The organism is Sphingomonas endophytica (genome assembly GCF_014199415.1).
GTDB lineage: Bacteria > Pseudomonadota > Alphaproteobacteria > Sphingomonadales > Sphingomonadaceae > Sphingomonas > Sphingomonas endophytica.
Genome location: NZ_JACIJN010000005.1, coordinates 270429 through 288068 on the forward strand (window position 1 = coordinate 270429; position 17640 = coordinate 288068).

The following is a 17640-nucleotide window of genomic DNA, read 5'->3' on the forward strand; positions in this document are numbered from 1 at the left end:
AGCCGCCGTTCAGGCGTCGGAGCCGATGTTGCGGTGGTCGTCACCGCTGCTGCCCCGCGGCAATGACGTGACGACGATCGAGCGACATGCCGCATGGGCGGCCAAGGAAAAGAGAGCAACTGATGATCCGCTTCATCAAGTCCAGCTTCGCATGGCAGTTCGCGGGTGGTTTCCTGATCGGCGCCGCCGGGATGCTGGCGATCCATGCCACCCAGCCCGAGCTGCCGACCAACCCCTATGCGGCGACCCACGCCACGCGCTGATCCGCGGCGGGTCGCTCTGGCGGAGCGGCCCTTTCCGACCCATATCAGGCGCATGACGCGCTTTCTCGCCTTCACCGCGGCCTTGCCGCTCCTGCTCGCCGGCTGCGGCACCGCCCAGGCCGAGCGCGCCGTCCCGATCCCCGCTGCGGCGCGCGACGTGCCCGCGACCGCCGGGATGCAGACCGCCGTGCTCGCGGGCGGCTGCTTCTGGGGCATGGAAGCGGTGTTCCAGCAGGTGAAGGGCGTCCGCGACGTCGTGGCGGGCTATGCCGGCGGCACCCCGCAGACCGCCAATTATCAGGCGGTCAGCAGCGAGACGACCCGCCATGCCGAGGCGATCCGCATCAGCTACGATCCGCGCGTGGTCAGCTACGCGACGTTGCTGCGCGTCTACTTCTCGATCGCGCACGACCCGACGCAGCTGAACCGGCAGGGGCCGGACAGCGGCACCAGCTATCGCTCGGCGATCTTCCCGCAGACTCCGGAACAGCGCGCGGTCGCCGCCGCCTATATCGCGCAGCTCGGACAGGCCCATGCGTTCGCGCAGCCGATCGTGACGCGGCTGGAGGCGGGGCGCTTCTACCCGGCCGAATCCTACCATCAGGATTTCTTCCGCCGGAACCCGACGCATCCCTATATCGTGCACTGGGACAAGCCGAAGGTCGCCGGCTTTCGCGCCGCCTTCCCGCAATTGGCGATGCGGTAGGTCGCCGTCGCCAGGGCTTGATCCGGAGCAACGCTTCTTACTTCGGCGGAAAAGAACCGGGAGCCCGGATCAAGTCCGGGATGACGCGGTGTCCAGCGGCCGCGCTGCCTCGACCAGCAACACCGGCACGCCGTCGCGCACCGGATAGGCGACCCCCGCCGCCTCCGACACCAGCTCCTCCCGCTCGGCGTCGTATCGCAGCGGCGTGCGCGTCGCCGGACACACCAATCGTTCGAGCAACCATGCGTCGATCGTCATTGCAGCGTCACCCGGTCCTCGCCGTCGTGGCGGCCGAAGAATTGCATCAACTGCACCAGCATTTCGGCGCGGGTCGCCAGATCGGGCGCCTCCAGCAGCGCCTGCTTGGCCGCGACGTCGAACGGCGCGATCTGCGCCACGCCGTTGACCAGACTCACGTCATCGAGCCGCCCGACCGATTTCCAGTCGACGCTATAGCCATGCGCCTCCGCGAACCGTCGCGACTCCATCTCCAGCGAGGCGCGCGCGCCCAGCGACAGCGTTTCGTCCTCGGCCACCGGCAACAGCTCGGCCTCGACCTGCCGGAACGGCGTCGTCACCACCAGTTCGCGCCGCACACGGAACAGCGAGAGCCCTTGCAGGATCAGATTATAGCGCCCGTCGTCGAGCGCCTCGACCTCGGCGATCCGCCCGACGCAGCCGATCTCGAACAGGTCGGGCGTGTCCGCATCCTCGCTGTCGGGACGCGGCTGGATCATCGCGATCCGCCGGTCGCGCGCCATCGCGTCGGACACCATCGCCCGATAGCGCGGCTCGAAGATGTGCAGCGGCAGGTGCAGCTGCGGGAACAGCAACGCGCCCGGCAGCGGGAAGATCGAGAGCCGCGTCGTCTCGGTCATCCGAACAGGATCGCCGACAGCTTGCGCCGCTGCGCCGACACCCACGGATCCTCCAGCCCGACGACCTCGAACAGCTTGAGCAATTGCTGCCGCGCCGCATCGTCGTTCCACGCGCGATCGGCCGCGACGATCGACAGGAAGCCGCTCGCCGCCGCCTCGCGATCCCCCGCCGCCATCCGCGCATTGGCGAGATCGAAGCGCGCCTGAAGGTCGTCGGGGTTCGCCGCCACCGCCGCCTCGAGCGGGGCGAGATCGTCGACCGCCGGGGCCGATCTGGCGAGCGCCAGCGCCGCCGCCGCGCGCTGCACGTCCGGCAGCTTCGCGACATCCTCGGGCAGCGCGGCGATCGCCGCCTCCGCTTCCTCGACCTGCCCCGCCGCGACCAGCGCCCGGATACGGCCCGACAGCACCGCATGATGCTCGGGCGCCATTTCGGCCAGCTGGTCGAAGATCGACAGCGCCCGCTCGGCGTCGCCCTCGGCCAGCACCTGCTCGCCCATCGCGATCAACGGCTCCAGCTCGGCCTCCTGCGACTGCGCCTCGCCGCTGATCGGCAGCTGGCGCAGCAACTGGTCGAGCATCGCCTTGAGCTGCGATTCGGTGCGCGCGCTGGTCAGGTCGGCGACCAGCTGCCCCTGGAACATCGCATAGACGGTCGGGATCGAGCGGATCTGGAACTGCGCCGCGATGAACTGGTCCTTGTCGGTATCGACCTTGGCCAGCACCACGCCCTTGTCGGCATAGTCGGCGGCGACCTTTTCCAGCACCGGCGTCAGCGCCTTGCACGGCCCGCACCATTCCGCCCAGAAATCGACGATCACGAGCTGCGTCATCGACGGGTCGACGACGTCGGCGCGGAACCGCTGGACGGCTTCCTTCTCGGCGGGTGACATGCCTAACGTGGCCAAGGGGGCACTCCTGAAATTGCTTGCCCCCTTATGTGGGATGGCGGCGGGGGATACAAACCCCCCGCCCCACCCGCTTTGGTCGGAACGCGATCAGACTGATAGCCACTCATCATCCGTCATCCCGGACTTGATCCGGGATCCCGCTTCTTCTTCCACGGTCGTGAGGAAGCGAGGCCCCGGATCAAGTCCGGGGCGACGAACGGGGAGTCGATCGCCCCTAGAACGCCGCCGTCAGCGCAAACACTACCTTGGCGCCCGCGATCGAGCCCGTGCCGTCCTGCCCGCGGCTGAAGCTCGGCTGGAGGTACGCCGCCTCCCGGTCGGAGATATTGGTGTCGACATAGGCGACCCCGACCGTCAGCGGCGTGCTCGGGATCGTATAGTCGACGCCCAGCAGCCAGTCGGCATAGGCACCGGTCGGCGCGACGCTGGTCGCGAACGGGCCGAGCCCCTTGTTGCCGCTCGACGCGCCGATATGCGCCTTGGCGGTCAGCCCGGTGCCCGGGATGCCCGCGGCGGCATCGCCCCAGACGTAGAGATTGTCGCCCTTCGCGCCGGGCCGGTCGTAGACGCCGTTCGCCGCCGACGTACCATTGGCATACCACGCACCGAGTGCTTCTTGCTTGGGCGCATAGGCGACGCCCGCGGTCAGGCTGACCGGCCCGGCGGTGCCCGACAGCTTCGCATAGGGCTCGATGAAGTCGGTGTTATCGAACCCGCCCGGATACATGTACCAGGTCGCGCCGATATCGAGCGTGCCGCCGTCGCCGATCGGGGTCTTGAACCCGGCGATCAGGTCCAGCTCCATGTTCGCGCCGCCGAACGTGCCCCAGCCGGCGAGGTTCGACCCCCAGGTGCCGATATAGACGCCGCTTTCATGCGCGATCGTGAAGCCGCCCTGCACGGCGAGATTTTCGTCGGACTGCGAGACGCCGCGAAAGCGATAGTCGCTGACCAGACCGACCGAGCCGGAGACGGTCACCGGCTTGGGCGGCGCCTCTTCCTGCGCGGCGGCAGGAACGGCGGCCAGCGCCAGCATGGCGGCGGGAAGAAGGAATGCGTACTTCATGGAACCTCCTGATGGTAGAGGCTCCTCCTGCTTGCGGTCCGCTTCGCTCTCCCCCGGCGCATGCGACGGGAGGGCGATGGCTGGCCCACCCTCCTAACCTATTTACACCGCATTGCAGCAATGTTTCGATAATGCATCAAAAGATTGCTGTGTCAGGCCGTCAGTGGGGATCGTCGTTCAGTGTGGCGATCCGGCCACGCGCGCCGGTCACCTTGACCGACTGTCCCGCGGCACGGCGGCGCTGGAACCAGTCGCGCAGCATCTCGGCGCTGGTATGATCGACCGCGCTGAGCCGCGTCGCGTCGATCCGCACCGGCGTGCCGGCCGGCACGCGGTCGAGCGTCTCGGAGAGCTTGGGCAACGTCACGAACGTCGCGGTGCCGTCCAGCGTGATCGCATGGGTGTCCGCCTCCTGCCCCTCGTAGACGCGCAACCGCAGCCGGTGCAGGTTGGGGATCAGCTCGAGCATCGTCAGCCCGATCCCGACCAGCACGCCGGTCAGCAGGTCGGTCGACACCACCGTCACCAGCGTCGCCGCCCAGATCAGCACCGGCAACACCCCGTAATCGCGGAACAGGTGCGTGGCGTGCTTGACGCTGACCAGCCGAAAGCCGGTGACGACGAGGATCGCGCCGAGCGCGGCCATCGGGATCAGCTTGAGCACGAACGGCAGCGCCGCGACGAAGGCGAGGATCCACACGCCGTGCAGCATCGCCGACAGCCGCGTCGCCGCGCCCGCCTGCACGTTGGCGGAACTGCGCACGATCACCCCGGTCATCGGCAGCGCGCCGGCAAAGCCGCACAGCAGATTGCCAACCCCCTGCGCGCGCAGCTCCTTGTTGTAATCAGTGCGGACGCCGTTGTGCATCTTGTCGACCGCGGCTGCCGACAGCAACGTCTCGGCCGAGGCGATGAACGCGATCGCAGTCGCCGCGGCGATCACCGCCGGATCGAGCAGCCGCGCAAAGCCGTCGCCACCAGGCGGGGTGATCGCCGCGACGATCGAGTCGGGCACCTGTACCCGCGCGACCTCCAGCCCGAACAGCAGCGACACGATCGTGCCGAACAGCACCCCGACCAGCGCGCCCGGCAGCAGCCGCAGCGCGGCGGGCCGGAACTTCTCCCAGCCGATCATCGCCGCGATCGTCACCACGCCGATCGCGAACGCGAACTCCGTCGCCTGCAGGTTGGTCGGCGACAGGCCGAACAGGCGGGTCGGCATCGCGGCGAGATTCTGGAGCCCGCTCGGCAACGGGCGGTGATCGAACAGGACGTGAAACTGACCGACGACGATCAGCACGCCGATTCCCGCCAGCATCCCGTGCACCACCGCCGGCGAGATCGCCTTGAACCACCCGCCGAGCCGGAACACGCCGGCCACGACCTGCACCGCGCCGGCCAGCACGAGGATCGGCCCCAGCGCCGCGAGTCCCTGATCGCGCACCAGCTCGTAGACGATCACCGCGAGGCCGGCCGCCGGGCCGCTCACCTGCAACGGCGATCCCGCGATCGCGCCGACGATGATCCCGCCGATGATGCCGGTGATGAGCCCCTTCTCGGCGGGAACGCCCGAGGCGATCGCGATCCCCATGCACAACGGCATCGCGACGAGGAACACGACGATCGAGGCGGTCAGGTCGCGCCCGAGCAGCGCGACCGACGGCACCGAAACACCCGGACGGGTCATCGCCGCGTCCGGCGGGGGGACCGCGCCGGCCATCACGCGGCCAGCCGGCATGATCGCGCGGCGATCACATGGGGGCGTTCGCCTGCGATAGCCACGTCGACTCTCCTGATGCCAATCGTTCAGGTCCTACGGTCGGCTTCTTGCCCGCGTGCGGCGGGTGCGTGTCATTTCGTTTCCTGCGGCGGCAGCGCGATCTCCGCGCACAGCCCGCCGCCGGTGCGGTTGGCCAGCGTCAACCGCCCGCCCTCCTCCGCCACCGCGAGCTGGACGATCGACAGCCCTAGCCCGAACCCGACCGTGTCGCGCGACCGCGCCGGGTCGAGCCGCACGAACGGCTCCAGCACATGCTCCAGCTCATCGTCCGGGATTCCCGGTCCGTCGTCTTCGATGCGAATCACGGCACCGGGCCGGTCGGTGACGAGCCGGATCGTGACCGTGTCGCCATAATGAAGGGCATTTTCGACCAGATTGACCAACGCGCGCTTGAATCCGACGCGCCGCAGCCGCCATTCGCAGTGATCCGGTCCGTCATAATGCGCCACCCGCCCGCGATCTTCGGCATCGTCGGCCAGCGTCGCGCACAGCACCGCCAGATCGACGACGCTGGTCGGCTCCGGCTCCGCCGACCCGCCGAGAAAGGCGAGCAGCGAGGTAATCATCGCCTCCATCTCGCTGACATCGCGGACGATCGCGTCGCGTGTGTCGATATCGGGCAACGCCTCGGTCCGCAGGTGAAGCCGCGCGAGCGGGGTGCGCAGGTCGTGTCCGACCGCGGCGAGCGCCTGCGTCCGCCCCGCGATCAGCGCCTGGATGCGATCCTGCATCCGGTTGAACGCGGTAATCACCCGCCGCACCTCGCCCGGCCCATCCTCCTCGACATGCTCGACAAGTCCATGCCCGACGCGATCGGCCGCGGTCGCCAGCCGCCGCAACGGCAGCAGCACGCGCCGCAGCAGCAGCGCGCCGAGCAGCATCAATGCGATCGCCGGCACCATCGCCAACGCGATCCGCTCGACCGACAAATTGAGGTTCGCGATCGGCTGGCGCGTCCGGAAAAACAGCCAGCTTCCGTCGTCTAGCCGCAATCCGCCGGTCACCACCGAACGGCGCCCCGGCGATTGCAGCCGCAGCCACAGCTCGGTCGCGGCCAGCGACGGCTCCCATTCGAGCACCTGCCGGTGCATCTCGTCGAGCGCCGGCGCGATCGCCGGAACCGCCGGCAACGTCGCACTCCATTGCAGCGCATAGCGATCGGTGGTCAGTTCCGCCGCCATCGCCGGACGTTCGAGCTGCGGACGCTCGGCGATCAATCGGCGGCTGATGACCAGATGCTCTGCGAGGCGATTGGCCTCGTCGTCGCGCACCGCAAACCCGCTCGCCCGCTCGTACAGCAAGGTGCTGGCGCCGAACTCGATCACCAGCGTCAGCAACAGGATACCCAGCACCTGCCCCAGCAGGCCGACTGCCGGGCGGCGCAGGAAGGTCATGCGCTCAGCTGCGCTCGACCGGGGCGTTGAGCATATAGCCCACGCCCCGCACCGTTACGATCGGCGCCGGCGCGCCCGCGCTGCCCAGCTTGCGGCGCAAGCGGCTGACCAACACGTCGATCGAGCGGTCCGAGCTGTCGCCGAGCCGTGTCCGGCTCAGCTCGATCAGCCGCTCGCGCGCGATCACGCGCTGCGCATGGTCGGCGAGCACCACCAGCAGATCGAATTCCGCCCCGGTCAGATCGACGATCGCCCCACTCGGCGAGGCGAGTTCGCGACGCGGCAGGTTCACCGTCCAGCCGTCGAAGGTCAGCATGCCCTGATCGCCCGCCCCCGCGCGCCGGTCGAGCGCCGGGCGGCGCAGCACCGCGCGGACCCGCGCCACCAGTTCGCGCGTCCCGAACGGCTTGGCGATATAATCGTCCGCACCCAGCTCGAGCCCGACGACCCGATCGGTCTCGCTGGCGCGCGCCGACATGAAGATGATCGGCACGTCGCTCTTCTGTCGCAGCGAGCGGCACAGGTCGATCCCGCTCGTCCCCGGCAACATGATGTCGAGCAGCACCAGATCGACCGGCCCCGATTCGAGCGCCAGCCACATTTCCGGCGCGGCCGAGGCGGGACGGACGGCAAAGCCATTCTCCTGCAGCGCGCGCGCGGTGAGCATCCGGAGCGACGGATCGTCCTCGACAAGCAGGATCGTAGGGGCGGTCATGGCCTTAGGACGTAGGGACCGTACCGGACCCGGTCAATCGAAGCTCGAAAAACGCGACCGCCGCGAAAAAAGCTGTTGCGGGGTACGGACACCGCTGCTAGTGGCGCCACCTCACCCGGCGGGAGCAGCCAAATGCTTCCGGTCACGGCGCCAGAGCGGGCGTAGCTCAGGGGTAGAGCACAACCTTGCCAAGGTTGGGGTCGAGGGTTCGAATCCCTTCGCCCGCTCCAGTTTTCCGACAGACAGATGCGTTTCCCCTTCGGGGACCTTTCGCGTTTCCGCGCGTCCATGATGCTCCGTCGGCGGTGACGACGCGGCGGCGCTGCGCTACGGGCGCGCACATGACGCCGTTCTTCTCGCTCCTGCTCGCCGGCGCGCATTGGCCGGCCCGGTTGCTGGCCTGTCTCGGCGCGGCTTTGTGCCTCGCGCTGACCTTTCTCGTCTGCGCACGGCTGCCGCTGAGCCAGGCCGATCTGCCGATCATCGTCGCGCCGCTCGGCGCCTCGGCGGTGCTGGTCTTCGCGGTGCCCGCCAGCCCGCTGGCGCAGCCGTGGTCGGTGATCGGCGGCAATGTCGTCTCGGCGCTGGTCGGAGTCGCCGCCTATCACCTGATCCCGCAGACCGCGCTGGCGGCGGGCGTCGCGGTGGGCGGCGCGATCCTCGCGATGTCGCTGTTGCGCTGCCTGCACCCGCCGGGCGGCGCGGCGGCGCTGACCGCGGTGATCGGCAGCCCCGGCATCCATGCCGCCGGCTGGACCTTCGCGTTCGCGCCGGTCGGGGTCAACTCGGTCGCGCTGGTCGCGCTGGGCATCCTCTATCATCGCATGACCCGCCACAGCTATCCGCACCGCGCCGCCGCACCGGGCACCGCGCCCGCCCCGGGGCTGCACGCCGCCGATATCGACGCGGCGCTCGCCGATCTGCACGAGACGTTCGACATCGCGCCCGAGGATCTCGACGCGCTGCTGACCCGTGCCGAGGCGCACGCCGCCGCGCGGCGCGCCGGCTCGACAAAAACGCGGCAACCCGGCACGCCGGTGCGATGACGGCTTCTTCGATTCGGGTGGGCATCGGCGGCTGGACCTACGAGCCGTGGCGCGGGAGCTTCTATCCCGACAAATGGCCGCAGAAGCGCGAGCTGGAATACGCCAGCCGCCACGTCACCGCGATCGAGGTCAACGGCACCTTCTATTCGTCGTTCAAGCCCGCGACCTTCGCCGGCTGGCGCGCCGCCGCACCGGACGGGTTCGTCTTCGCGCTCAAGGCATCGCGCTATTGCGTGACGCGCAAGGTGCTGGCCGAGGCCGGTGAATCGATCGCGCGCTTCGTCGGCCAAGGGATCGTCGAACTGGGCGAGATGCTCGGTCCGATCCTGTGGCAGCTGCCCGCAACGCGGAAGTTCGATGCCGAGGACATCGCGGCCTTCCTCAAGCTGCTGCCTGCCAGCGAGGCCGGGGTGCCGCTGCGCCATGCTATCCAGGTGCGGCACGAGAGCTTCGCGACTTCGGAGTTCATCACCCTGTGCCGCGCCGCCGGCGTGGCGATCGTCCATGGCGATTCGGCGGACTATCCGGCGCTGGCGGACGTCTCGGGCGACTTCGTCTATGCGCGGCTCGAGGATGCGCGTGAAGAGGAGCCGGCCGGTTATGAGCCGGCCGCGCTCGACCGCTGGCGCGACGTCGCACGGGAATGGGCGGCGGGCGGTAGCCCCGACGGCCTGCCCTATGTCGCCGACCCCGCGCCGAAGCAGCCGCGCGACACGTTCATCTTCATGATCAACGGCGCAAAAGTGCGCGCGCCGCATGCCGCGATGGCGCTGATCGAACGGCTCGTCTGAGCGCGCGAATGTTGCGAATGTTGAGACGCTGGCGGCTTTTCTCAACATTGGTGCAGCGCCGATCATACGCCCGCCATGCCGCGCGTTGGCGCGTGTAGGACAGCCTCAATCCACGCCTTCGAGCGCCGCCACGATCGCGGCGATCGCCGGGTCGGTATAGGTCGCGACCGGATCGTCAGAGCCATCGGCGCGCGAGTGGTACGCCCCAGCCTCGAACGCGTCGTGAACCTGCTGGAACAACTCGGGCCAGCGATGCGCGACGCCGTCGAGCCAAAGGCCCTGCAAGAGCCCCCACAGGTCGCCCGCGATGCTGTCGCACACCGCATAGGACAACTCGCCGCGATGATAGGCACGCGCGAGCCGGGCCGCGAAGCGGTCGAGGAAGGCGGCTATGTCCTCGCCCTCCCCGATCGCGCCGTCGCGAAACAATCGCTCCGCCGCGGCCAGCGCGGTCGTGGCCGGCGGCCCGTCATCCATTTGCGCATCCTTGCGACAGGCTGCCACGGAAGCGGGCAGACGCGTCAGGTGGATGGTTCTAGGCTATTTCCCGCGGCGAGGCGACCGCAGGAGGTCAGGATGAGAGACATGATGCGCGCGGCAGGCGCCGCGACGCTGGCGCTGGCCGGCGCGGGAGCCGCACAGGCCACGCCGGGCGACACCGGCATGATGGTGCGGATCGCCGAAGTGTCGGTCGATCCGGCGCAACTCGACGCCTATAAGACGATCCTCGCGACCGAGCAGGAGGCGTCGGTCCGCAGCGAGCCGGGTGTGCTGATGCTCCACTCGGTCCAGATCGCGGACGATCCGACGCAGATCCGGCTGCTCGAGGTCTACGCCAGCCGCGCCGCCTACGAAGCGCATATCCGCGCGCCGCATTTCCTGACCTACAAGACCGCGACCGCGACGATGGTGCGCGCGCTGCGGCTGGTCGACACGCAGCCGATCCTGCTGTGCGCCAAGTCGAAGGGCAAGGCCGGCGGGCCGGTGACGTGCATGTGAGCACACCCGTCTAACCATATCCGGTCGGCGCGGGACTGCCGCCGCGCTCGCGCACCCCGTAAAGCCGCGCCCATCGTCACGCCACGCCGCGAGCAACGATGACCGACCACGAAGCACGCTATCTCCGTGAGGTACAGTATCGCTTTCCCGACCGGCTGGCGGCGCGCGCGATCCTTCATCGCCGATACGGACGCGGCGACTGGTTCACGTGGCTGGCCGAAGCGATCGCCTTCACGCCGGGCAGCGTGGTGGCGGATGTGGGATGTGGCGCCGGGGCGTTCTGGCAACAGGCACCGGCCGGCGTCCCGGACGATCTGGCGTTGCGGTTGATCGACAATTCGCCGGGGATGGTAGCGGCGGCGGAAGCGGCGGTGCACGCCGCCGGGCGGTGGCGCGACGTCGCCGCGATCGTCGGCGATGCGGCGGCGTTGCCGTTGGCGGACCGCAGCGTCGACACCACGCTGGCGATCCACATGCTGTACCACCTTCGCGATCCTGTCGCCGAGCTGGCGCGGGTGACGCGGCCGGGCGGGACGGTGGCGGTGGTGCTCAACCGGTCGGGCACGATGGCGGAGCTGAGCGGACTGGTCGAAGCGGCCCTAGGCCGAAGAGCGGCGCGACCGGCCCCTTTGTCGTCGGAGCAGGGCCTCGCGCTGATGCAGGCGCGGTTCGGCACGGTCGAGGTGCGACGCTTTGATGACACGTTGCGCGTCACCGACCCCGTCGATCTGCTCGGCTATCTGACCAGCCTGCCCGAGGCGGACGCACCCGGCGCGGCGGCGAAGCTGGCGGCGGCGGTCGATTCGGCGTTCCGGGTGACCGACGTGTTCGCCGTTACGAAGGCGTCGGAGCTGTTGATCGCACGACGCTGATCGCCGCCGCCCGGTATCTGATCCGGGGCCACGCTTTTTTGTCGGCCGGCTGTTGAAGAAGCGGGATCCCGGATCAGGCCCGGGACGACAGGGTGTCAGCCCAGCCGCTCTTTCAGGTCGAGCATCGCCAGCGCCGCCCTGGCGGCCGCGCCGCCCTTGTCGAGCTGCGCCGGGTCGGCGCGGGCGATCGCCTGCGCCTCGTTCTCGGTGGTGAGGATGCCGTTGCCAATCGGCACCCCGTCCATGGTCAGCGCCATGATCCCGCGCGCGCTTTCGTTGGCGACGATCTCGAAATGATAGGTCTCGCCGCGGATCACGACGCCGAGCGCGACGAACGCGTCATAGCGCCCGCTCTCCGCCGCCAGCGCGATCGCACCGGGCACTTCGAGCGCGCCGGGCACGGTCAGCACCTCGGCACGGTGCCCCGCCGCCTCGACCGCCGCCGTCGCGCCCGCGACCAGCATGTCGTTGAGATGATCGTAGAAACGCGCTTCGACGATGAGGACGTTGGCCATCAATCCACCTTCCGTTCGCCGACGATCGACAGCCCATAGCCGTCGAGCCCGACCAATGTGTGATGCGTGTTGGTGAGCAGCACCATGTCGTGCACGCCCAGCTCGGCGAGGATCATCGCGCCGACGCCATAGTCGCGCAATTCCTCCATATCGACCGTCGCCTGCTCGCCCGCCTTCAGCCGCACCGCGGTGGTGAAGGAATCGGCGCGCTGGCGGTTGATGACGACGATTACGCCCGCGCCTTCCGCGGCGATCAGCTCCATCGAGCGCGAGAGCATCCGGCTGCGCTCGCCCTCCTCGCCGAAGATGTCGGCGAACGGCGACAGCGCGTGCATCCGCACCAATGTCGGGCGCGACGGATCGACGCGACCCTTGACCAGCGCGACCTGCTCGGTGCCGGTCGCCTTGTTGCGATAGGCGCGGACGGTCCAGTCGCCGCCCCAGCGGCTGGTGAACGGCGCTTCGCTGACCAGCTCGACCAGGTGATCGTGGCGGCGGCGATAGGCGATCAGGTCGCGGATCGTGCCGATCTTGAGATTGTGGAGCTGCGCGAACGAGACGAGATCGTCGAGGCGCGCCATCGTGCCGTCCTCGTTCATGATCTCGCAGATCACGCCCGAGGGGTTGAGCCCGGCCAGCCGCGAGACGTCGACCGCCGCCTCGGTATGGCCGGCGCGCACCAGCACGCCGCCGTCGCGCGCGACCAGCGGGAAGACATGCCCCGGCGTGACGATGTCGGTGCGGTCCTTGGTCGAGTCGATCGCCACCGCGATCGTGCACGCGCGGTCGGCGGCGGAGATGCCGGTCGTCACGCCCTCGCGCGCCTCGATCGAGACGGTGAAGGCGGTTTCGTGGCGGGTGCCGTTGTTGCGGCTCATCAGGTCGAGCCCGAGGTCCTCGACGCGCGCCTTGGTCATCGCGAGGCAGATCAGCCCGCGGCCATGGCGCGCCATGAAGTTGATCTTTTCGGGAGTCGCCATCTGCGCGGGGATGACGAGATCGCCCTCGTTCTCGCGATCCTCGTCGTCGACCAGAATGAACATCCGGCCGTTGCGCGCCTCGTCGATGATCTCTTCGGGGGTCGACAGATAGCCGTGGCGCAGGCGCGCGAGTTCGGCGGACTTAGCGGCCACGATAATGCTCCATGCGTTGCAGATAGCGGGCGAGGACGTCGACTTCGACGTTGACGGCGTGCCCCGCCGCCAGCGCGCCGAGCGTGGTGACCGCCTGCGTGTGCGGGATCAGGTTGACGGTGAAACGGGTGCCGTCCGCGGCGTCCTCCACCGCATTGACGGTCAGCGACACGCCGTCGATCGTCACCGATCCTTTGGGCGCGAGGAACGGCGCCAGATCCGGGGGGATCCGGAACGCGATCCGGCGCGAATCGCCGTCGCTGGCGACCTCGGTGACCTCGGCGACGCCGTCGATATGGCCGGTGACGATATGCCCGCCGAGTTCATCCCCGAGCTTCATCGCGCGTTCGAGGTTGAGCGCGCGCCCTTCGGTCCACTGGCCTTGCGCGGTGCGGCTGCGCGTCTCGTTCGAGACGTCGACCGCGAACCAGCCGGGAGCTTTGTCGACCACCGTCAGGCAGATGCCCGAGCAGGAAATCGACGCGCCGAGATCGATGGTCGCGACGTCATAGCCGGTGGCGACGACGACGCGCGTGTCGCCGCGCTGCTCGATCTGGCGGATGGTGCCGATGTCGGTGACGATGCCGGTGAACATGGGGATGGGCCTTTCAGGCGCGCTCGTAGACTTCGAGCCGGTCGCTGCCAAGCTGGCGCTGATCGGCAAGCGCCCAGCGGCCGTGCGCGTCGGCGAGGTCGGTGAGCCCGAAGTCGGCGAGCGTCCGCCCGCCGCCGATCAGAATCGGGGCGCGGTAGAGGAGCAGGCGGTCGGCGAGGTCGGCGCGCAGGAAGGCGGCAGCGGTCCGCGCGCCGCCCTCGACGAAGAGGTGGTCGGCGGGGAGTGCGGCGATGTCGTGGGGGGCGGTAATCCAGATTGGTGCCGTCATCGCGAGCGGAGCGACGCGATCCAGAGCGTGCGGGGTGGGGCCCTGGATTGCTTCGCTACGCTCGCAATGACGTGCCTTCGCGGAAAGCACTACGCGTGGCGGTGAGCGATCCTCCAGCCCCGGCAGCCGCACATCCAGCTGGGGGCGATCCGCTTCCCATGTCCCGCGACCGACGAGGATCGCGTCGTGACGGCTGCGTTCGAGATGCGTGTGGGCGCGCGCCGCCGCACCGGTGATCCACTGGCTGCGCCCGTCCGCCATCGCCGCCGCGCCGTCGAGCGACAGCGCGAGCTTGAGCGTGACATGCGGGCGGCCCAGCGCACGGCGGGTGAGAAAGCCCGCCATCGACCGCCGCGCCGCATCGGCGAGCACGCCGCTCTCGACGGCAATGCCCGCCGCCCGCAGCCGCGCGAAACCGCCGCCGTCGGTGCGCGGGTCGGGGTCGCCGATCGCGGCGACAACGCGCGCGACACCGGCCACAACGAGCAGGTCCGCGCAGGCGGGGCCGCGCGTGCTGACATGCGCGCAAGGTTCGAGCGTGACATAGGCGGTCGCGCCGCGCGCCGCCCCGCCCGCCTCGCCGAGCGCCATCGCCTCGGCATGCGGCCGCCCGCCGGCCTGCGTCCAGCCGCGCCCGACGACCCGACCGTCGCGGACGATCACGCAGCCGACATTGGGGTTGGGCGTCGTCCGCCCGCGCGTCCGCCCCGCCAGCGCGAGCGCGGCGGCCATCCAGCGCGCGTCGTCGTTCAACGGATCAGAGGCCCATGTCGTTCAGCTTGTCGTCGAGCCGCTTGAACCCGGCGCGGAGCTTTTCCTCGCGCGCCTTCTGCGCGGCGACCTCGGCATCGCGGATCGGCTTGTCGATCTTCTGCTGCGCGACAATCTGCGCGTCGGTGCGGTCGAGCTTCCATTGCTGGAAGTAAACGATGTTGGGGCGGTATTCCTTCTCGGCGTAGGAATCGTAGAAGAACGCCCAGATCACCACCCCGGTGACCACGATCGACAGGGCGAAGAAGCTCCACTCGTAACGCTCGCGCGTCTTGAGGAAGTAGCGCAGGTCGCGCGTGGCGCGCACCGGCGAGATGCGGGCGAAGAATTGTCGCATCGCGCCGATATAGGGCGTCACGCGCGGCTGTTCGAGTCCAGTCGCGCAATCGCCCGCTCCCGCCCGATCAGCGGGAGCAGCGCCGCCATGTCCGGGCCGTGATCGCGTCCGGTCAGCGCGCGGCGCAGCGGCAGGAACAGCGGCTTGCCCTTGCGTCCGGTCGCCTCCTTCAGCGCGTTGGTCAGCGCGTGCCATGGGTCGCCAGCCCAATCGATCGTGCGCGCGACCTCGGCGGCCTGCGCGACATAAGTGGCGTCCTCGCCCACCGCGGGGGCGTCGACCGGCCCCTCGATCACCTGCCACCAGTCCGCCGCCCCGGCGACCGTCTCGAGATTGGGGCGGATCGCCTCCCACACCGCCGCATCCATTCCGGCGGGCAGACGATCGGCGACCGCATCGAACGGCATTTGGTGGATGACGCGGGCGTTGACCTGCGCCAGCTCGCGTTCGTCGAACCTCGCGGGGGCGCGGCCGAAATGCGCAAAGTCGAAGGCGTCGAGCAGCGGTCCGGGGTCGAGCATCGGCTCGACCGGCTGACTGGTGCCGAGCCGCGCGAGCAGCGAGACGATCGCGGCGGGCTCGATCCCTTCGTCACGCAGCGCATCCACACCCAGGCTGCCGAGCCGCTTCGACAATTTGCCCTCCGCGCCGGTCAGCAACGCCTCGTGCGCGAAGGCGGGCGGGGTCGCGCCCATCGCGGCGAACATCTGCAATTGCAGCGCGGTATTGGTGACGTGATCCTCGCCGCGCACGACGTGCGTCACGCCCATGTCGCGGTCGTCGATCGCCGAGGGCAGCATATAGAGCCACGAACCATCGGCGCGACGGATCACCGGATCGCTCATCGTCGCCGCGTCGAACTGCTGCGGGCCGCGGATCAGGTCGGTCCATTCGATCGGCGTCGCATGGTCGAGCCGGAACCGCCAGTGCGGGCGGACGCCCTGTGCCTCCAGCGCCGCGCGCTCGGCGTCGCTCAACGCCAGTGCGGCGCGGTCGTAGAGCGGCGGCAACCCGCGCCCGCGCAGGATCTTGCGCTTGAGGTCCAGCTCCTGCGCGGTCTCGTAAGCCGGGTAGATATGGCCGGCCCCGCGCAGTTCCTCGAACACCTCCTCATAGCGGGCGGTGCGCGCCGACTGGCGCTCCTCGGCGTCGGGGTGAAGCCCCAGCCAGGCGAGATCGGCGCGGATCGCATCGACGAACCGTTCCTCGCTGCGCTCGGCATCGGTATCGTCGATGCGCAGCAGGAAGCGTCCGCCGTGCGCGCGCGCCCACATCCAGTTGTGGAGCGCGGTGCGGATGTTGCCGACGTGCAGCGTGCCGGTCGGCGAGGGTGCGAAGCGGGTGATGACGGTCATGGGTCAGCCGCTTACGCGCGCCCCCTTCCCCTCGCCAGCCCCCGCGCCTAAACGACCGGGCACGAAAGGGTGTTCGTCCATGAAATTGATGACCGGCAACTCCAACCTGCCGCTGGCGCGCGCGATCTCCGACTATCTGGAGGTGCCGTTGACCGAGGCGCTGGTGCGCCGGTTCGCCGACGAGGAAATTTTCGTCGAGATCATGGAGAATGTCCGCGGCGAGGACGTGTTCGTCGTCCAGTCGACCAGCTATCCGGTCAACGACAATCTGATGGAGCTGCTCATCATGGTCGACGCGCTCAAGCGCGCCTCGGCCAAGCGCATCACCGCGGTGCTGCCCTATTTCGGCTATGCGCGGCAGGACCGAAAGCCGGGGCCGCGCACCCCGATCTCGGCCAAGCTGGTCGCCAATCTGGTGACCACCGCCGGCGCGGACCGCGTGCTGTCGGTCGACCTGCACGCCGGGCAGATCCAGGGCTTCTTCGACATCCCGACCGACAATCTCTTCGCCGCGCCGGTGATGTCGCAGGACATTCGCGCGCGCTTCGGCGAGAAGAACCTGATGGTCGTCTCGCCCGACGTCGGCGGCGTGGTGCGCGCGCGTGCGCTGTCGAAGCGGCTCGACAACGCCCCGCTCGCGATCGTCGACAAGCGCCGTGAGCGCGCGGGCGAGTCGGAGGTGATGAACATCATCGGCGATGTCGAGGGGCGGTTCTGCATCCTGATCGACGATATCGTCGATTCGGCGGGGACGTTGTGCAACGCCGCCGCGGCGCTGAAGGAAGCGGGGGCAGAGGATGTCGTCGCTTACGTGACGCACGGCGTACTGTCGGGTGGCGCGGTGGCGCGGGTCGAGGGCTCGGCGCTCCACGAGCTGGTCATTACCGATTCGATCGGCAACCACGACACGATCAAAAATGCCGGCAAGATCCGCCACCTGACGATCGCCCCGCTGCTCGCCGAGGCGATGCGGCGGATTTCGGACGAGGCGAGCGTCTCGTCGCTGTTCGACTGAGGCGGGACGCAGGCGCGGCCACGCCCGCGCCGCTGCGCCAGCAGCGCCCCGCCCGGCCGGCGGGCCACGCCCGACCGACGACGCGGCTTTGCCGCGGCGCCCCCCCCCCCCCCCCCCCCCCCCCCGCCCGGGGGGGGGGGGGGGGCCCCCGGGGGGGGATCGGACCCCGGGGCACAGGCGGGGGCCCCGGGGCCGCCCGGGGGGCGACA

At 69.5% G+C, this 17640-nt stretch carries 21 protein-coding genes and 1 tRNA gene; 8 read left to right on the top strand and 14 right to left on the bottom strand.

The features are described 5' to 3' along the window. The first annotated feature begins 122 nt into the window (after positions 1 to 122). Positions 123 to 263 (top strand): hypothetical protein, encoded by a 141-nt coding sequence (locus FHS97_RS09720; RefSeq protein ID WP_184036540.1) that lies wholly within the window; start codon positions 123 to 125, stop codon positions 261 to 263. Positions 264 to 315: 52 nt separating this feature from the next. Continuing rightward, the gene (msrA, locus tag FHS97_RS09725; RefSeq protein WP_184036453.1) at positions 316 to 969 is read left to right on the top strand and encodes a peptide-methionine (S)-S-oxide reductase MsrA; all 654 of its coding nucleotides are present in this window, start codon (positions 316 to 318) and stop codon (positions 967 to 969) included. A 69-nt stretch (positions 970 to 1038) separates the two neighbouring features. Here msrA and FHS97_RS09730 read toward each other — a convergent pair whose 3' ends face one another. The 7 genes from FHS97_RS09730 to FHS97_RS09760 form a co-directional block, all read right to left on the bottom strand. After that, on the bottom strand, positions 1039 to 1227 hold the full coding sequence (locus FHS97_RS09730) for a Trm112 family protein (RefSeq protein ID WP_184036455.1): 189 nt from the start codon (positions 1225 to 1227) through the stop codon (positions 1039 to 1041). Then, positions 1224 to 1847, bottom strand: coding sequence for an LON peptidase substrate-binding domain-containing protein (locus FHS97_RS09735; protein WP_184036463.1), 624 nt, complete (start codon positions 1845 to 1847; stop codon positions 1224 to 1226). The genes FHS97_RS09730 and FHS97_RS09735 overlap by 4 nt, the downstream gene beginning before the upstream one ends. Next, entirely contained in the window at positions 1844 to 2740 is an 897-nt protein-coding gene (locus FHS97_RS09740) for a tetratricopeptide repeat protein (protein WP_184036533.1), read from the bottom strand. The genes FHS97_RS09735 and FHS97_RS09740 overlap by 4 nt, the downstream gene beginning before the upstream one ends. 232 nt (positions 2741 to 2972) lie before the next feature. Beyond that, positions 2973 to 3824, bottom strand: coding sequence for a TorF family putative porin (locus FHS97_RS09745; protein WP_184036465.1), 852 nt, complete (start codon positions 3822 to 3824; stop codon positions 2973 to 2975). A 160-nt stretch (positions 3825 to 3984) separates the two neighbouring features. Next, the gene (locus FHS97_RS09750; RefSeq protein ID WP_184036467.1) at positions 3985 to 5511 is read right to left on the bottom strand and encodes a SulP family inorganic anion transporter; all 1527 of its coding nucleotides are present in this window, start codon (positions 5509 to 5511) and stop codon (positions 3985 to 3987) included. A 164-nt stretch (positions 5512 to 5675) separates the two neighbouring features. Then, a complete protein-coding gene (locus tag FHS97_RS09755) occupies positions 5676 to 6998 on the bottom strand; it encodes an ATP-binding protein (RefSeq protein WP_184036470.1) in 1323 nt (440 codons plus the stop codon). Positions 6999 to 7002: 4 nt separating this feature from the next. After that, a complete protein-coding gene (locus FHS97_RS09760; protein WP_184036473.1) occupies positions 7003 to 7713 on the bottom strand; it encodes a response regulator transcription factor in 711 nt (236 codons plus the stop codon). Positions 7714 to 7868: 155 nt separating this feature from the next. On the opposite strand from FHS97_RS09760, the gene FHS97_RS09765 reads away from it, so the two are divergent. The 3 genes from FHS97_RS09765 to FHS97_RS09775 all read left to right on the top strand — a co-directional run bounded on the left by FHS97_RS09765 (position 7869) and on the right by FHS97_RS09775 (position 9550). Next, a tRNA-Gly gene (locus FHS97_RS09765) sits at positions 7869 to 7943 on the top strand. A gap of 111 nt (positions 7944 to 8054) precedes the next feature. Then, positions 8055 to 8759, top strand: a complete 705-nt coding sequence (locus FHS97_RS09770; protein WP_184036475.1) for an HPP family protein — start codon at positions 8055 to 8057, stop codon at positions 8757 to 8759. Further along, positions 8756 to 9550 carry a DUF72 domain-containing protein gene (locus FHS97_RS09775; RefSeq protein ID WP_184036477.1) on the top strand — a complete coding sequence of 265 codons (795 nt, stop codon included), beginning with the start codon at positions 8756 to 8758 and terminating at the stop codon, positions 9548 to 9550. The genes FHS97_RS09770 and FHS97_RS09775 overlap by 4 nt, the downstream gene beginning before the upstream one ends. Before the next feature lie 105 nt (positions 9551 to 9655). On the opposite strand, the gene FHS97_RS09780 is transcribed toward FHS97_RS09775, so the two are convergent. Then, positions 9656 to 10027, bottom strand: coding sequence for a hypothetical protein (locus FHS97_RS09780; RefSeq protein ID WP_184036480.1), 372 nt, complete (start codon positions 10025 to 10027; stop codon positions 9656 to 9658). 108 nt (positions 10028 to 10135) lie between these two features. Here FHS97_RS09780 and FHS97_RS09785 point away from each other — a divergent pair, with 108 nt between their 5' ends. Continuing rightward, entirely contained in the window at positions 10136 to 10549 is a 414-nt protein-coding gene (locus tag FHS97_RS09785; RefSeq protein ID WP_246346568.1) for a putative quinol monooxygenase, read from the top strand. Between the two features lie 98 nt (positions 10550 to 10647). Then, positions 10648 to 11421, top strand: coding sequence for a class I SAM-dependent methyltransferase (locus FHS97_RS09790; protein WP_184036482.1), 774 nt, complete (start codon positions 10648 to 10650; stop codon positions 11419 to 11421). A 95-nt stretch (positions 11422 to 11516) separates the two neighbouring features. On the opposite strand, the gene ribH is transcribed toward FHS97_RS09790, so the two are convergent. Genes ribH through FHS97_RS09820 form a run of 6 tightly spaced genes read right to left on the bottom strand, consistent with a single transcriptional unit; the run spans position 11517 to position 16416 of the window. Further along, positions 11517 to 11936, bottom strand: coding sequence for a 6,7-dimethyl-8-ribityllumazine synthase (gene ribH / locus FHS97_RS09795; protein ID WP_184036485.1), 420 nt, complete (start codon positions 11934 to 11936; stop codon positions 11517 to 11519). After that, positions 11936 to 13069 (bottom strand): 3,4-dihydroxy-2-butanone-4-phosphate synthase, encoded by a 1134-nt coding sequence (gene ribB / locus FHS97_RS09800; RefSeq protein ID WP_184036488.1) that lies wholly within the window; start codon positions 13067 to 13069, stop codon positions 11936 to 11938. The genes ribH and ribB overlap by 1 nt, the downstream gene beginning before the upstream one ends. Continuing rightward, positions 13059 to 13664: a riboflavin synthase gene (locus FHS97_RS09805; RefSeq protein ID WP_184036491.1), complete on the bottom strand. Its 606-nt coding sequence runs from the start codon at positions 13662 to 13664 to the stop codon at positions 13059 to 13061. The genes ribB and FHS97_RS09805 overlap by 11 nt, the downstream gene beginning before the upstream one ends. A 13-nt stretch (positions 13665 to 13677) precedes the next feature. Beyond that, the gene (gene ribD, locus FHS97_RS09810; RefSeq protein WP_184036493.1) at positions 13678 to 14685 is read right to left on the bottom strand and encodes a bifunctional diaminohydroxyphosphoribosylaminopyrimidine deaminase/5-amino-6-(5-phosphoribosylamino)uracil reductase RibD; all 1008 of its coding nucleotides are present in this window, start codon (positions 14683 to 14685) and stop codon (positions 13678 to 13680) included. Positions 14686 to 14710: 25 nt separating this feature from the next. Further along, positions 14711 to 15082 (bottom strand): hypothetical protein, encoded by a 372-nt coding sequence (locus FHS97_RS09815; RefSeq protein ID WP_343053418.1) that lies wholly within the window; start codon positions 15080 to 15082, stop codon positions 14711 to 14713. Then, positions 15079 to 16416: a glutamate--tRNA ligase gene (locus FHS97_RS09820; RefSeq protein WP_184036496.1), complete on the bottom strand. Its 1338-nt coding sequence runs from the start codon at positions 16414 to 16416 to the stop codon at positions 15079 to 15081. The genes FHS97_RS09815 and FHS97_RS09820 overlap by 4 nt, the downstream gene beginning before the upstream one ends. A gap of 79 nt (positions 16417 to 16495) precedes the next feature. Here FHS97_RS09820 and FHS97_RS09825 point away from each other — a divergent pair, with 79 nt between their 5' ends. Then, complete coding sequence (locus FHS97_RS09825) at positions 16496 to 17431, top strand: ribose-phosphate pyrophosphokinase (RefSeq protein WP_184036499.1); 936 nt, start codon at positions 16496 to 16498, stop codon at positions 17429 to 17431. The last annotated feature ends 209 nt before the right edge of the window (positions 17432 to 17640 follow it).